Raw genomic sequence first — 13,092 nt, 5'->3', positions numbered from 1 at the left:
AGCAGCAGGGAGCGGCGTTCCGAGGCGCGCGCAGCGGGAACGGAAGCCGCGGCGACTCTGCCGCGCGTCCTTCGTCCGCAGCTACGGACTCCACGGCTTGCCCTTCCTCGCCGCGGAACCGTGGTCCCGACCCGGAGCGACCGATTCGGGGTGTGGTCCTGTTCGCAAGGCTAGGAATCGGACGGCTCCGCCGCGTCCGTGCAGATTACGTATTTGCGCCGGAGAAACGCAGAACGCCGCCCGGGCGGACGGAAAACGGTGGTTCCATCCGCACGAGCGGCGTTCGGTTCGTCTCGGGGACGTGCGGCGACGCGCGCCGCGGAGGATCAGGCCTCGGCGCTGAAGCGGCGGGTGCCGTCGACCCAGGTCTCGCGCACGGGGATCTGCGAGATCTCGGCGCCCTCGGTCGCGAGCGGGTCGCCGCCGAGCACGACGAAGTCGGCGCGCTTGCCGATCGCGAGCGATCCGATCTCGCGGTCGCGGCCGATCGAGATCGCGCCCTCGAGGGTGTGGGCGCGCAGCGCCGCCGCGGGGCTGATGCGCAGCGAGTCCGGACCGAGCTGGTGGCCGCGGCGGGTGACACGGGTCACCGCGGCCTGGATCGCCTCGAGCGGGCGCGGCTCGGCCACGGGCGCGTCGGACGAGATGGTCATGGGGACGCCGGCCGCCTCGAACTCGCCGAGCGGGTTGAAGCGCTCCCCCGGCGTGCCGATGGCCTGCTCCACGCCCTCGCCCCAGTTGTAGTAGTGCTGGGTCTGGTTGACCGGGCGGATGCCGAGCTCGGCCATGCGGGCGACCTCTTCGACGGCCGGGAGACCGCAGTGCTCGATGCGGTGGCGCGCATCGGCGTCGGGGCGATCCGCGAGCGCCTGCTCGATCGCGTCGACCACCATCTTGATCGCGGTGGGCGACTGCGCGTGCGTCGCGGTCTGCAGGCCGGCACCGTGCGCCTTGCGCACGAGCTCGGTGTACTCGCGGGGCTCGTGGTAGAGCTGACCGGTGCGGCAGGGATCGCCCACATAGCCCTCGGGGAAGTACGCGGTCCAGCCGCCGAGCGTGCCATCCGCGTACAGCTTGATGCCGGCCGCCGAGAGGAACGCGTTGCCGAAGGGGCCGGTGAGCCCGAGGTCGACGACCTGGTCGAGCAGGTGCGACAGGAAGTACATCGAGACGCGCATGTTCAGCGCGCCGCGGTCGGCCAGCTCGAGGTAGGCCGCGAACTCGCGCTTCGACACCTGGGCGTCGCCGATCGCGGTGACGCCGCCCGCGAGGAACTCGCGCTGCACGAGGTCGAGCTGACGCTGGTGCTCCGCAGGCTCGTCGCCGAGGTGGAAGTTGGGGCCGTGGTGGCCGATCTTGACGCCGTGCAGGCCCGTGAGCACGTTGCACGCGGCGTCCGAGAGCTCGCCCGTCAGCTCGCCGTCGGCGTCGCGGAAGAACTCGCCGCCCTCGGGGTTCGGGGTGTCGCGCGTGACGCCGAACTTCTCGAAGGTGAAGCTGTTGACGACGCCGCCGTGACCCGAGGCGTTCATCAGGTAGACCTCGCGGTCCGTCGCGATCTCGTCGAGCTCGAAGCGGGTCGGGTGGCGGCGCTCCTCGAGGTTGCGCTGCTCGTAGCCGTAGCCGCGCAGCGGAACCCCGGCGGGCAGCTTCTTCGCGCCCTCGCGCATGAGCTCGACGATCTCGGGGATCGAAGCGGCCTTCGCGGGCGAGACGTCGATCCAGGTGAGCATCTGCCCGTACATCAGCGGGTGCGCGTGCGCGTCGATGAAGCCGGGCACGATGGTCTCGCCCGGGTAGTCGGCGCGCACCGGGTCGAGGCCCGCTTCGCGCGCGGCCTGCTCGACCTCTGCGAGGCTGCCGAGCGCGAGGATCACGCCGCGGTCGGTGAGCATGGCCTCGGCCTCGGGTCGCGCGTCGTCGACGGTGAGGATCCGGGCGGCGGTGACGATCGTCGGATCGGAGTCGCGGGCATCGTAGGTGGCGAGCGAGCGCATGTGCGTCCCTTCATCGGGTCGGAGTCTGAGGGCTCCGGAGCACCGGAGCTTCGAGCCGAGAATAGATCAGGGGCCCGAGGAACGCGAGGCGATCCGACGCCTCAGACGGTCCATCCGCCGCCGTTCTGCAACGCTCACGCGCATACCTGCCGAGAAATCGCATCCGGTGATCCATCTTGTCCGATGATCTGCGGCACCGCGGGGCAGAATCGCGTATCTTGGCAGTCGAGGCGGAACCCGCGAGGAGGAGCACGGATGAGCGGACGGGATCCCGGATCCTTCGACGCCGCACTGACGCGGGCGCTGCAGGAGGACGGACGCGCGAGCGTCAACGAGCTCGCTCGGCGGCTCGGAACCTCGCGCGACGCCGTCTCGCAGCGGATCCGCGTGCTCGCCGAGACCGGCCGCATGCGCGTCGCCGCCGCGCTCGACCCGCGCTTCGTCGGGCACCGGGTGCTGGTGCACGCGAAGGTCGCGGTCGCGGGACCCGTCGCCCCGGTCGCGCGCCGCATCGCCGAGCTGCCCGAGGCGGTGTTCGTCTCGCTCGTCAGCGGCGAACTGCCGCTCGTGTTCGAGTCCCGGCACGGCGACGACGACGAGCTGCACGCCATGCTCGCCCGCGTGCGCGGGATCCCCGGGGTGCGCGGGATCCGGGTCACCACCTACGCGGAGGTGCTCGCCGGATTCTTCGTCGCGAAGCAGCTCGCCGACATCGCCCTCGACGAGGTGGATCACGAGCTCATCGCGCTGCTGCAACGTGACGGGCGCACGAGCTTCCGGCGGTTGGCCGACGCCGTGCACCTCGCCCCGTCGTCGACGCGGGCACGCGTGCAGCGGATGCTCGACGCCGAGGTGTTCCGCATCTCGGCGATGACCTCGGGCGGGCTCACGGGTCACCGGATCGCGCTCGGCGTCGGGATCGCCGCGGCCGGCGACACCGAGCCGATCCGGCGCTACATCCTCGACTGCCCCGCCATCGACTTCGCGGCGCAGGCGCATGGCGCCCACGACTTCATCGCGACCGTCGTCGGCTCGGCCTCGGCGACCGTGCTGGGCGTGCTCGAAGAGCTGCGAGCGCTACCCGAGGTCGGATCGCTCGACACCTGGGCGCACTACGACGTCGTGAAGGAGGCCTACCCTCGGGCTTTCGCCCCGGGTGCCGGACCCGTCGCCGGTTGAGCGACGGAGGGTTAGCCCGCGATCGCGCGCTGCAGGCGCGAGAACGAGATGTCCTGGTGCAGCATCACGCCGTGGTCGGTGCGCTGCTCGAAGGTGAAGCCGAGCTTGCCTTGGCGCAGCACGCCGATGAGGTAGGGCTCGTTGCGGTTCCAGAGGATCCAGGTCGGCTGCCCGTCGGCGTTGTTGCCGAGGAACGTCACCTCGATGTCCTTCTCGCCGAAACGCTGAATGGACGGGACCAGCGCCTGCGTCGAGAGCGCCACCTCGCCCCCGCTCGCCTGCTGCATCTCGCTCATGTCTTGATCCTAACCAACACTGCCCGCTGAATCGCGGGGATTTCGACACCTTTCGGGAACCCGTTTCGGAACGGGCCGGGATCAGGCCCCGGCGAAGAAGCCTCCGGCGGCCTTCGCGAGCCCGTGCAGGTCGTCGACGTGCGCGAGCTCGCGCGCCGAGTGCATCGACAGCAGGGGCACCCCGACGTCGACGGTGCGGATGCCGATGCGGGTCGCCGTGAGCGGGCCGATGGTCGTGCCGCAGGGCACGCCGTTGTTGGAGACGAATTCCTGGATGCCGATGCCCGCGGCGGCGCAGCAGCGGGTCCAGAGCGCCGCGCCGTGGGCGTCGCTCGCGTAGCGCTGGTTCGCGTTCACCTTGAGCATGGGCCCCTGGCCGGCGCGCGGCCGCACCTGGGGATCGTGCCGCTCCGGGTAGTTCGGGTGCACCGAGTGCCCGGCGTCCGCCGAGAGGCACCAGGATCCGGCGAGGCCGCGAGCCGCGTCTTCGACGTCGGCGCCGAGCCCGGCGCGGAGCCGATCGAGCACCTCTTCGAGGAACGGGCCCGAGGCGCCCGAGCGGCTCTCGGAGCCGAGCTCCTCGTGGTCGAAGGCCGCGAGCATGGCGATCGAGTCGGCGGCGGGCTCGGTCTCGACGATCGCGGCGAGCCCGGCCACGACCGAGCTGAGGTTGTCGAGGCGCGGCGAGGCGAGCAGTTCGCCCTCGGCGCCGATGCGGGCCGGCGCCTGCGCATCGGCGACGCGCGCGTCCATCGCGACGACGTCGGCGGCGTCGACCCCGGCCGAGCGGGCGAGCAGCTCGACGGCCGACACCTCTCCGAGGCCCACGATCGGCTGCGTGTGCCGCTGCTTGTCGAGGGTCAGGCCGTTGTTCACCCCGCGGTCGAGATGGATCGCGAGCTGCGGGATCCGCGCCACGGCGCCCGTGCGTGCCAGAGCCTCGGAGCCGTCGCGCAGCACGAGGCGGCCGGCGATCGCCAGGTCGCGGTCGAGCCACGAGTTCAGCAGCGGTCCGCCGTAGACCTCGACCCCGATCTGCGCCCAGCCCTCGGCCTGCGTGTCGGGCTGCGGCTTCAGCACGAAGCCGGGCGAGTCGGTGTGGCAGCCGAACACCCGGACCGGGCTCGCCGCGTGCACGGCCGAGCCGGCCCGCCAGGCGATGAGCGCGCCGTCGCGGCGCACGAATCCGCGGCCCGCGGGCTCGATCCCGAGCCAGGCGTCCGCCTCGCGGTGCTCGACGAAGCCGGCCGCGACGAGCGCCTCGGCGAGCGATGCGACCGCGTGGTAGGAGGTGGGCGACGCTTCCACGAACTCCGTGAACTGGTCGATGTAGCGGTCACGATCCTGCAGCACGGTTCCCATGCTCCTATCCAAGCACTCTTGGCGGTCCGACGCGCGGCCGGTCACCTGCGGTTCAGGATCCGATCACGACGCCGGTGCGCAGCTCGGCGAGGCGTGCGAGCATGGCGGCGACCTCCTCCGGGTCGGCGACGCGGAACTCGGCGACGGACGGCGCCGTGCCCACGCGGATCGCCGCGTCGCCCGATTCGAGTGCGCGGAAGGCGTCCTCGTCGGTGTCGTCGTCGCCGATCATGACCGCGGATCCCTCGGGCAGCGCGGTGCGGATGGTGTGCAGCGCGACGCCCTTGTCGGTGTCGCGCACCGACGCCTCCGTCACGAGCTTGCCCCCGCGCAGGCGGAGCCCGCCGAGCTGCTCGCGCAGGTCCTCGGCCTCGGCGGCCGCCGCGGCCAGCATCGCCTCGGCCTCAGCGAGCTCGGCGACGCCGCGCCCGTGCAGCACGAGTCCGAACGGCTTCTGCTCGACCCAGGCGCCGGGACGGCCGGCCGCGTGCCGTTCGAACAGCTGGCGCACACGCTCGTAGCGCAGGTCCTCGTCGGGCGTGCGCGTGGCCGACACCGTCGGTACCTGTTCATCGCCCGGCAGGCCGACGAGCTCGGCGCCGTGCGAGCCCGAGAGGATCCGACCGTCGGTGCGCAGGCCGGTCGCCCGCAGGTCGGCGATCGACCGCCCCGAGACGATGGCCACGTCCACCCCCGGCGCGTTCTGCAGCACCGAGAGGGCCTGCTCGGCGCGCGGCAGGATGCGCGCCTGATCGGGGTGCGGCACGATCGGCGCGAGCGTGCCGTCGAAGTCGCAGGCGACCAGCAGCCGGGCCTCGGCCGCGAGTCGGCGCAGCACCGCGTCGAGCCCGGTGGGGAGGAAGATCGGCGTGGTGGGCGGGTGCGCCTGGTTCGCCGCGCCGATGCCGTCGTCCGGCTCCGGGGCGCCGTCGCCCGCCGGTGCTTCGGGTGCCTCGGCCAGGATCCGCTGCGCGGCCGCGCCCTCGACCGAGCGCAGGAAGTCGCTCGACCAGCGCGCCACGTCGTTGCGGAACACGACCTTGCGCATCGCCCGCATGCGCTGCCGCTGCTCGGCCTCGGGCATGCGCAGCGCGGCGCCGATGCCCGCCTTGAGCCCGTTGATGTCGTGCGGGTTGACCAGCACGGCCCGGCGCAGCTCGTCGGCCGCCCCGGCGAACTCGGAGAGCACGAGGGCGCCGCGCTCGTCGAAGCGGCAGGCCGCGTACTCCTTGGCGACGAGGTTCATGCCGTCGCGCAGCGCGGTGACCGCGAGCACGTCGGCCGCGAGGTAGAGCGCCGCCATCTCCTCCCGCGGGTAGCCGCGGTGCAGGTACACGACGGGGCTGTGCCCGATGGTGCCGAAGTCGCCGTTGATACGGCCGACCGTCACCTCGATCTCGTCGCGCAGGTGCTGGTAGGCCTCGACCCGCTCGCGGCTGGGACTCGCCACCTGCACGAGGGTGACCTCGGCGGGGTCGATCTCGCCGTCCTGCAGCAGCTCCGAGAAGGCCTTGAGCCGATGCCGGATCCCCTTCGTGTAGTCGAGCCGATCGACGCCGAGGATCACCCGCTTCGGGTCGCCCAGCTCGGCACGGATCTCGCGCGCCCGCCGCTGCACCGACTCGCTCGCCGCGAGCGCCGCGAACTCGGCGGCGTCGATCGAGATGGGGAACTCCTGCGCGAGCACATGCCGCTCGGGCCCGCCCGATCCGTCGGGTGCATCGCCGACGAGGATCCGGTTTCCGTTCGACGGCGCCCCGACGTAGCGGCGCACGGCCGAGCGGAAGTTGGCGGCGTCGGCGACGCGCTGGAAGCCGACGACGTCGGCACCGATGATCCCTTCGAGCACCTGCCGCCGCCAGGGCAGCTGGCCGAAGAGGCCGTGCGCGGGGAACGGGATGTGCAGGAAGAACGCGATGACGAGGTCGGGGCGGAGCTCGCGCAGCATGGCCGGCACGAGCTGCAACTGGTAGTCGTGCACCCAGACGGTCGCTCCGGGTTCGGCGGCCTCCGCCGCGGCCTCGGCGAAGCGGCGGTTGACCGCCACGTAGCGATCCCACCACTCGCGGTGGTAACCGGGAGGCGAGATGACGTCGTGGTAGAGCGGCCAGAACGTGTCGTTCGAGCAGCCCTCGTAGTATTCGGCGAAGTCCTTGGCCGAGAGCGCGACGGGGCGGAGGCGCATGGCGCCGACCGCGAAGGGTTCGAGCTCCTCGTCGATGCTGCCGGGCCAGCCGACCCAGACGCAGCCGAGGTCGCGGACCACGGGCTCCATCGCGGTGACGAGCCCGCCGGGTGACGTGCGCCAGCGCACGCTCCCGTCGGGCTCGGTCACGCGGTCGACGGGCAGTCGGTTCGACACCACCACGAAGGCGCTGCGGACCGGATTCTCGACTCGTGCTGCGGATTCCGACATGCTGCGCCTTTCGTGTGTGGGGCGGTGCGAACTGCTCGTCGCGGGGTTACTCCGCGGTCTCGGGCCGCTCGAAGGCGACCGCGAACTCGGCGAGCAGGCGGGCGCCGAAGGCGGTGCCGCCGACGGAGCGCCAGAGGTCGTCGCGCTCGCTCTCCATGGTGGGAGCGATGTCGATGTGGCCCCAGGGCAGGCCGTCGACGAACTCGTTGAGGAACAGGGCCGCGAGGATTGCGCCGGCGTACTGCCCGCCGATGTTCGAGAGATCGGCGACGTTCGACTTGAGCTGGTCGCGGTAGCGGTGGTCGAGCGGCAGGCGCCAGACGCGCTCGTCGGTCGCGTCGGCGGCGGACTGCAGCTGGGCGGCGACGGCGTCGTTGTTCGCGAAGATCGCGGCGGTGCTCAGGCCGAGCGCGGCCATCGCGTTGCCCGTGAGGGTCGCGATGTCGAGGATCGCGTCGGGGCGGCGCTCCTCCTCGGTGGCGAGCACGAGGCCGTCGGCCATGACGAGGCGGCCCTCGGCGTCGCTGTTCTTGACCTCGACGGTGGTGCCGCCGCGGATGGTGAGCACGTCGCCGATCTTGGTCGCGCTGCCCGACAGCATGTTGTCGGTGCACATGAGCCAGCCGGTGACGGCGGTCTCGGCGCCGAGGTCGCGCAGCGCGGTCATGGAGCCGAACACGTTCGCGGCGCCCATCATGTCGAACTTCATGCCGTGCATGGCGCTCGACGGCTTCAGGCTGATCCCGCCCGAGTCGAACATGATGCCCTTGCCGATGAGCGCGAGGCTCGGGGTCTCGGCGCCGGCGTTCGCCGGGGTGTAGCGCACCTTGATCATGCGGGGCTCGTCGACGCTGCCGGCGTTGACGCCGAGCAGGCCGCCCGTGCCGAGCGCGACGAGCGCGTCGCGGTCGAAGATCTCGACCTCGAGGCCGAACTGCGGCGCGAGGCGCACGGCGACCTCGGCGAACTTCTCGGCAGTGAGGTGGCGGGGCGGGGTGTTCGAGAGGTCGCGCGCGATGGTCGCGGCGCGGGCGAGCGCGGTACCGCGGGCGGCGCCTGCCTCGACCGCGGCGCGATCGCCCTCGGCGGCGACGAGCGTCAGCGACTCGAGCGCGACGGTCTTGGCGTCGGTCTTGAGCTGGTCGTAGCTGTAGCGCGCGAGCACGGCGCCTTCGACGGCGGCCTGCGCGGCCTCCGCGGCGTCCGCGCCCGTTGCGATGAGCGTCGCGAGGTCGAGTGCGAGCGACGGCGACTCGGCGGACGCGCGGGCGAAGGCGGCGACCGCGTCGCGGATCGTGTCGTGGGTCTTCGCGCCGTCGCCGATGCCGACGAGGACGCGCAGCGGGGAGCCCGGCAGACGCAGGGTCTGGCCGGTCTTGCCTCGGAAGCCGGCCGCGGCCAGCAGTTCGCGGTCGACGTCGACCGCGATGTCGCCGTCGACGGGGACCCACACGGGCACGGCCTGCGCGCCGCGCTGGGCGACGGCCTCGTCGACGGTCGCCGCGGGGGCGATGTCGACGCTGCGTGCGAGTGAGGGAACCGGGTCGAAAGCAGGATCAATCACAACTGTCATGGTCCTCAGCCTAGCCCGGCCGGCCGCCGGTCCGCCGGGAGGATTCCACGGATGGACGGCGTGCCGGAGCGCCAGTTATATTCAGTGGAATACATCTGATCCGGCGGAGGTTGCATCGACCATGAGAGCATTCGGATTCCTGTCCTTCGGGCACTACGCGCCCGTGCCCGGCTCGCGCACCCGCACCGCGGGCGACATGCTGCGGCAGACCATCGAGATCGCCGAGGGCGCCGACGAGATCGGCGTGAACGGCGCGTACGTGCGCGTGCACCACTTCGCGCGCCAGGCCGCCTCGCCGATCCCGCTGCTCACCGCGATGGCGGCGCGCACGAAGCGGATCGAGGTCGGCACGGGCGTGATCGACATGCGCTACGAGAACCCGCTGTACCTCGCCGAGGAAGCGGCCGCGCTCGACCTCATCTCCGACGGCAGGCTCGCGCTCGGAGTGAGCCGGGGATCCCCCGAGACCGCGCTGCGCGGCTACGAGGCGTTCGGCTACACGGGATCCGAGGACCCCCGCGGGGCCGACCTCGCGCGCGACAAGTTCGAGCTCTTCCTCAGCGCCGTCGAGGGCGATGCGCTCGTCGACAGCGATCCGCAGATGGCCCCTCCCGGCAGGCTCGCGATCGAGCCGCACTCCCCCGGGCTGCGCGACCGCATCTGGTGGGGCGCCGGATCCCGCGCCACCGCCGAGCAGGTCGGCCGCCAGGGACTCAACCTCATGAGCTCCACCCTGCTGACCGAAGCCACCGGGCAGCCGTTCGACGTGCTGCAGCGCGAGCAGATCGACCGGTTCCGCGAGGCGTACCGCGAGGCCGGCCACTCGGGCGCCCCGCGCGTCTCGGTGAGCCGCAGCGTGTTCCCGCTCGTGTCGGAGGAGGACGAGATGTACTTCGGCCTGCGCGGCCGCGACTCGCAGGATCAGATCGGCGTGATCGACAACTTCCGCTCCACCTTCGGCAAGACCTACGCCGACACCCCCGACCGGCTGATCGAGCAGCTGCGGGCCGACGAGGCCGTCATGGCCGCAGACACCCTCATGCTGACGATCCCGAACCAGCTCGGCCCCGAGTACAACCTGCACGTGCTGCAGGCGTTCGCCGAGCACGTGGCCCCGGCGCTCGGTTGGAAGCCGAACACCGAGGGCCCGGTGCAGGGGGACGTCGTCGGGGGCTGATCCGCTGTCGCAATCGCCGAGATGACCCGTTCGCGGGGAATGAGCGCTCATTGCCCGCGAACGGGTCATCTCGACACCCAGGAGCACCGCGAACCCGCCTGAAATGATGAGGGCATGCAGTGGAATCCGCTCGTGCCCGAGATCTCCGTGTCCGACTTCGCGAAGAGCCTGCGGTTCTATACCGAGGGCGTCGGCTTCTCGGTCGCGTTCACGCGGACCGATCCCGACTTCGCGTATTTCGATCTCGACGGCGCGCAGCTGATGCTGGAAGCCGACCACGACGAGTCCTGGCGTACCGGCGCGTTCGATGCCCCGCGCGGTCGCGGCCTGAACCTGCAGCTCGAGGTCGGCGACGTGCGCGCCGCCCGGGATCGCCTCGCGCAGCTGGGTGCGACGGTCTTCCGTGACCTGCAGGAGAGCTGGTACGAGACGGCGGACGGTCCCGAGGGGCAGCTCGAGCACCTGGTGCAGGATCCCGACGGATACCTCGTACGCCTCGTCGAGATCCTCGATCCCCCGGCGTCCGCGTAACCGAACACCGGAACTCCCAGCGCGTCCGCGTCCGCTCTCAATAGGCTCGGACGCATGATCGCGCTCATCTCGGCCCCGAGCAATCTGGGCTTGCGTCCGCCGCAGCCCGGATCCGTGCCGGGCGCCGCGAAAGCGCCCGAGGCGCTGCGCGAGGCGGGGCTCTTCGAGCGCTTCGCGCGGCACGGTGCCCGCGACGCGGGTGTCGTGCTGCCCGGCCGATACGTCGACGACGACGCGACCCGGGCGACCGGGATCGTCCGCAACCAGGCGCAGCTGATCGCGCACTCGCGCAGGCTCGCCGCCCGCATCGAGGAGGCCCTGGCCGAGGACACCGCTCCCCTCGTGATCGGCGGGGACTGCAGTGTGCTGCTGGCCTCCGGGGTCGCGACCGCGCGACGCGGCGGAGCCGGCCTCGTGCACCTCGACGGCCACACCGACTTCCGGCACCCCGGCAACAGCGATGCCTGCGCGAGCGTCGCGGGCGAGGATCTCGCGGCCGCCGTCGGCCGGCACTGGGACGCGATCGCGAACGTCGACGGGCTCGGCCCCTACTTCGACCCGGCCCGCACCGCGCACCTCGGCCACCGCGCGGACGACACCGAAGCCGCCGAGGCGCGCGGGGTCCTCGGCCTCGTGCTGCCCGCATCGGCGGTACCGGAACGCGGCGCGGCCGAGGTCGCCGCCGCGGTGCGTGCGGTGGCCGAGTCCGGTGAGCGCACCGGCGGGGTGCCGGGCTACTGGCTGCAGCTCGACGTCGACGTGCTCGACCCCGCGGTCATGCCCGCGGTCGACAGCCCCGACCCGGGCGGACTGACGGCCGAAGAGCTCGTCGACCTGCTGCGCGAGCTCGCCCCCGGTGCGCTGGGTGCCTCGGTCACGGTGTTCGACCCCGACCTCGATCCCGACGGACGCTTCGCGCGCCTGCTCACCGACGTGCTCGATGCGGGGTTCGCCGAGCTGGGCGCGGCGGTGCGCTGACCCGGATCGCGCGCCTTCCGACTCGGGACCGGAGGCGGACACCGCCGAGTTGTAGGCTGCCGCCATGACGCACGCGCCGACTCCGGAACAAGCCGCACCGACGATCCCGCGGATCCTGCTGCCCGGGATCGTGCCCGTGCTCGCCTTCGCATCCCCGATCCTGCTGCTGTTCGGCTGGATGATCTTCGGCGGCACCACGAGCCGGCGGTTCTTCGAGGGCGCGCCCTTCCAAGCGACGCTCGGCGTCGTCGTGTTCCTCACCGGCGTCGGCGCTCTGCTCGCAGTGCTCGTGCTCGTGGGCATCCGCACGATGCTCCAGCAGCAGCTCGCTCTCGCGGCCCGGATCGGTCACGACCGGCAGGCGCCCCGCACCGATGCTCGCTGAGGCGACGATGGATCCGCACCCCGTGATCCGAGCGGGCCGGGTGCCCGACGACGTCGAGGGCTGCGCCGGGATCTGGGTGCGCGCGCTCGCGGTCCGCGACGGCTCGGTCGACGCCGAGACCATGGCCGAACGCGTGCGCGTCGCCTTCGGCAACCCGATCGTGCGCTTCGCCGTCGCGACGTCCCCGCGCGCGGGATTCGCCCTGCTCGAGTCGGGCCGCCCCGATCCCGCGGAGGCGTATCTGCACTATCTCGCTGTGGATCCGGACGGGACCGGGCGCGGGGTCGGCGGCGCGCTCATGGCCGACGCGATCGCGCACGCCCGAGCGGCGGGCTTCCGCGCGGTCACGCTCGAGGTGCGCACCGACAACACCCGCGCGATCGAGCTCTACCTGCGCGACGGCTTCGTGCCCGACGGCGAGGCGACCCCGCATCCGACCGCGGGCTATCCGATGCAGCCGTACCGGCTCGCGCTCGACTGAGCCCGGCAGCACGGCAGCACTGCCTCGGAGATCTGCACGAATTCGGACAGGGACCGCCGATGAACTCCGAAATCGTGCGGATCTCCGAGCGGAGCGTCGCGCACGCACAGGCAAGCGCGCACAAAAAAGCCGGTCGCGGGCCGGGTCCCCCCGACCAGACCCGCGACCGGAGCTCAGATCTCGACCGCCCGGGATTCCCGGGCCAGGTACTCCTCGCGCAGTGCGGGGAAGTAGTGGTCGAACATGGGTTCCTCCGTGCCTTCGCACGCAGCAACCAACAGGTCCAAATAATACTCCCATCCAGGACCGATATCTCCCACATCGGCGTCATCGTCCAGGTGGTGCACGAAATGGATCACGCTGTCGTCGCCGTCGGCGAGCACGCGGAGTTCCAGCAGCCAGCCGCCGTCCTCGCCCGAGGTCTGCAGCACGAGCCGGTGCGGGGCGTCGCACAGGCGGATCCCGACCTTGATCTCGGGCTCGCCCGATTCGAAGGCCATGCGCACGCGCACGGTGCTGCCCTGGCGGCCGTCGCCGTCCCAGTCGCCGAACCACTCGGCGGTCAGTTCGGGGTCGGTGATGCGATCCCACGATTCCTCGACCGACTGCGCGAGCGAACGCTCGAGCACCAGATTCCGTCCGCGCTCGGTCCGCAGGATCCTGCCCGTCGCTTCAACGCTCATCGCGCGCCCCTCCGCCCGGCCCGCACTGGGTCGA

General features: G+C 72.0%; 12 protein-coding genes. 6 read left to right on the top strand and 6 right to left on the bottom strand.

Going from position 1 to position 13,092, the window contains the following annotated elements; translation table 11 throughout:
- Positions 1-326: 326 nt before the first annotated feature.
- Complete coding sequence (locus tag ABD169_RS04670; RefSeq protein WP_344029932.1) at positions 327-1,997, bottom strand: amidohydrolase; 1,671 nt, start codon at positions 1,995-1,997, stop codon at positions 327-329.
- Positions 1,998-2,252: 255 nt separating this feature from the next.
- Between ABD169_RS04670 and ABD169_RS04665 the strand changes: the two genes are divergently transcribed.
- A complete protein-coding gene (locus ABD169_RS04665; RefSeq protein WP_344029929.1) occupies positions 2,253-3,176 on the top strand; it encodes an Lrp/AsnC family transcriptional regulator in 924 nt (307 codons plus the stop codon).
- An 11-nt stretch (positions 3,177-3,187) separates the two neighbouring features.
- Here ABD169_RS04665 and ABD169_RS04660 read toward each other — a convergent pair whose 3' ends face one another.
- The 4 genes from ABD169_RS04660 to ABD169_RS04645 all read right to left on the bottom strand — a co-directional run bounded on the left by ABD169_RS04660 (position 3,188) and on the right by ABD169_RS04645 (position 8,823).
- Positions 3,188-3,472, bottom strand: coding sequence for a hypothetical protein (locus ABD169_RS04660; protein WP_046453913.1), 285 nt, complete (start codon positions 3,470-3,472; stop codon positions 3,188-3,190).
- 81 nt (positions 3,473-3,553) lie between these two features.
- Positions 3,554-4,834 carry a M18 family aminopeptidase gene (locus ABD169_RS04655; RefSeq protein WP_344029925.1) on the bottom strand — a complete coding sequence of 427 codons (1,281 nt, stop codon included), beginning with the start codon at positions 4,832-4,834 and terminating at the stop codon, positions 3,554-3,556.
- Between the two features lie 52 nt (positions 4,835-4,886).
- Positions 4,887-7,250, bottom strand: a complete 2,364-nt coding sequence (locus ABD169_RS04650) for a bifunctional alpha,alpha-trehalose-phosphate synthase (UDP-forming)/trehalose-phosphatase (RefSeq protein WP_344029922.1) — start codon at positions 7,248-7,250, stop codon at positions 4,887-4,889.
- A 46-nt stretch (positions 7,251-7,296) separates the two neighbouring features.
- A complete protein-coding gene (locus ABD169_RS04645) occupies positions 7,297-8,823 on the bottom strand; it encodes a leucyl aminopeptidase family protein (protein ID WP_344029919.1) in 1,527 nt (508 codons plus the stop codon).
- 121 nt (positions 8,824-8,944) lie between these two features.
- Here ABD169_RS04645 and ABD169_RS04640 point away from each other — a divergent pair, with 121 nt between their 5' ends.
- The 5 genes from ABD169_RS04640 to ABD169_RS04620 all read left to right on the top strand — a co-directional run bounded on the left by ABD169_RS04640 (position 8,945) and on the right by ABD169_RS04620 (position 12,375).
- The gene (locus tag ABD169_RS04640; RefSeq protein ID WP_344029917.1) at positions 8,945-10,000 is read left to right on the top strand and encodes an LLM class flavin-dependent oxidoreductase; all 1,056 of its coding nucleotides are present in this window, start codon (positions 8,945-8,947) and stop codon (positions 9,998-10,000) included.
- 114 nt (positions 10,001-10,114) lie between these two features.
- Positions 10,115-10,531, top strand: coding sequence for a VOC family protein (locus tag ABD169_RS04635; protein ID WP_344029914.1), 417 nt, complete (start codon positions 10,115-10,117; stop codon positions 10,529-10,531).
- A 54-nt stretch (positions 10,532-10,585) separates the two neighbouring features.
- Positions 10,586-11,509, top strand: a complete 924-nt coding sequence (locus tag ABD169_RS04630; protein ID WP_344029911.1) for an arginase family protein — start codon at positions 10,586-10,588, stop codon at positions 11,507-11,509.
- 64 nt (positions 11,510-11,573) lie between these two features.
- Positions 11,574-11,894 carry a hypothetical protein gene (locus ABD169_RS04625; RefSeq protein ID WP_344029908.1) on the top strand — a complete coding sequence of 107 codons (321 nt, stop codon included), beginning with the start codon at positions 11,574-11,576 and terminating at the stop codon, positions 11,892-11,894.
- A 7-nt stretch (positions 11,895-11,901) separates the two neighbouring features.
- Positions 11,902-12,375, top strand: coding sequence for a GNAT family N-acetyltransferase (locus tag ABD169_RS04620; RefSeq protein ID WP_344029904.1), 474 nt, complete (start codon positions 11,902-11,904; stop codon positions 12,373-12,375).
- Between the two features lie 173 nt (positions 12,376-12,548).
- Here the strand turns inward: ABD169_RS04620 and ABD169_RS04615 are convergent, their stop codons facing one another.
- The gene (locus ABD169_RS04615; protein ID WP_336653228.1) at positions 12,549-13,058 is read right to left on the bottom strand and encodes an SRPBCC domain-containing protein; all 510 of its coding nucleotides are present in this window, start codon (positions 13,056-13,058) and stop codon (positions 12,549-12,551) included.
- Positions 13,059-13,092 lie beyond the last annotated feature (34 nt).

Origin of the sequence: Leucobacter iarius, from assembly GCF_039530105.1 — a bacterium.
In the GTDB taxonomy this organism is placed as follows: Bacteria; Actinomycetota; Actinomycetes; order Actinomycetales; family Microbacteriaceae; genus Leucobacter; species Leucobacter iarius.
The sequence above is the reverse complement of the archived record's forward strand: the minus strand, read 5'-3'. Positions and strand labels throughout refer to the sequence as shown.

Excerpts from the sequence above, each read along its gene's own strand:
- ABD169_RS04660 (WP_046453913.1), bottom strand. The coding sequence starts at position 3,472 with ATGAGCGAGATGCAGCAGGCGAGCGGGGGCGAGGTGGCGCTCTCGACG.
- ABD169_RS04650 (WP_344029922.1), bottom strand. The coding sequence starts at position 7,250 with ATGTCGGAATCCGCAGCACGAGTCGAGAATCCGGTCCGCAGCGCCTTC.
- ABD169_RS04640 (WP_344029917.1), top strand. The coding sequence starts at position 8,945 with ATGAGAGCATTCGGATTCCTGTCCTTCGGGCACTACGCGCCCGTGCCC.
- ABD169_RS04670 (WP_344029932.1), bottom strand. The coding sequence starts at position 1,997 with ATGCGCTCGCTCGCCACCTACGATGCCCGCGACTCCGATCCGACGATC.
- ABD169_RS04635 (WP_344029914.1), top strand. The coding sequence starts at position 10,115 with ATGCAGTGGAATCCGCTCGTGCCCGAGATCTCCGTGTCCGACTTCGCG.
- ABD169_RS04665 (WP_344029929.1), top strand. The coding sequence starts at position 2,253 with ATGAGCGGACGGGATCCCGGATCCTTCGACGCCGCACTGACGCGGGCG.
- ABD169_RS04620 (WP_344029904.1), top strand. The coding sequence starts at position 11,902 with ATGGATCCGCACCCCGTGATCCGAGCGGGCCGGGTGCCCGACGACGTC.
- ABD169_RS04655 (WP_344029925.1), bottom strand. The coding sequence starts at position 4,834 with ATGGGAACCGTGCTGCAGGATCGTGACCGCTACATCGACCAGTTCACG.
- ABD169_RS04615 (WP_336653228.1), bottom strand. The coding sequence starts at position 13,058 with ATGAGCGTTGAAGCGACGGGCAGGATCCTGCGGACCGAGCGCGGACGG.
- ABD169_RS04630 (WP_344029911.1), top strand. The coding sequence starts at position 10,586 with ATGATCGCGCTCATCTCGGCCCCGAGCAATCTGGGCTTGCGTCCGCCG.
- ABD169_RS04625 (WP_344029908.1), top strand. The coding sequence starts at position 11,574 with ATGACGCACGCGCCGACTCCGGAACAAGCCGCACCGACGATCCCGCGG.
- ABD169_RS04645 (WP_344029919.1), bottom strand. The coding sequence starts at position 8,823 with ATGACAGTTGTGATTGATCCTGCTTTCGACCCGGTTCCCTCACTCGCA.